This is a genomic window from Duganella margarita (assembly GCF_009857535.1).
Taxonomy (GTDB): domain Bacteria; phylum Pseudomonadota; class Gammaproteobacteria; order Burkholderiales; family Burkholderiaceae_D; genus Rugamonas; species Rugamonas margarita.
On record NZ_WWCS01000070.1, the window covers coordinates 1 to 647 of the forward strand.

Below are 647 nucleotides of genomic sequence, written 5' to 3' on the forward strand. Positions count from 1 at the left end.
TACCAGAAGTAGGTAGCTTAACCGCAAGGAGGGCGCTTACCACGGTAGGATTCGTGACTGGGGTGAAGTCGTAACAAGGTAGCCGTATCGGAAGGTGCGGCTGGATCACCTCCTTTCTAGAGTTTGCTTCATTAAGCGCTCACACTTATCGACTGTAATGAATTAGAGAACAGCATCGGGGCTGTAGCTCAGCTGGTTAGAGCACCGTGTTGATAACGCGGGGGTCGTTGGTTCGAGTCCAACCAGCCCTACCATTGGGGGATTAGCTCAGCTGGGAGAGCACCTGCTTTGCAAGCAGGGGGTCGTCGGTTCGATCCCGTCATCCTCCACCAAACTGCCTTTACGAATGGCGAAGTTATTCGTAAGTGTAGTTCTCGTTCTTTAAAAATTTGGAAGCAGTAAGTAATTGTTATGACCCATGCGGGCAACTGCGTGGGTGGGTAATGATTGTAATATCATCAAACGTAACAACGTAATATCTTATTCCTATAAACGCTTTCTGTTAGTCGCAGAAGCTAACGTTATAGGGACAAGTGAATAAGTGCACATGGTGGATGCCTTGGCGATTACAGGCGATGAAGGACGTAGTAGCTTGCGATAAGCTGCGGGGAGCTAGCAAACAAGCTTTGATCCGCAGATTTCCGAAT

2 tRNA genes and 2 rRNA genes are annotated in these 647 nt (G+C 48.5%); all 4 read left to right on the plus strand.

Going from position 1 to position 647, the window contains the following annotated elements:
• Positions 1–116 (plus strand): 16S ribosomal RNA (locus tag GTP55_RS29215); the annotation flags it as partial.
• 61 nt (positions 117–177) lie between these two features.
• Positions 178–254 (plus strand) — tRNA-Ile (locus GTP55_RS29220).
• 2 nt (positions 255–256) lie between these two features.
• Positions 257–332, plus strand: a tRNA-Ala gene (locus tag GTP55_RS29225).
• A 195-nt stretch (positions 333–527) separates the two neighbouring features.
• Positions 528–647 (plus strand): 23S ribosomal RNA (locus tag GTP55_RS29230); the annotation flags it as partial.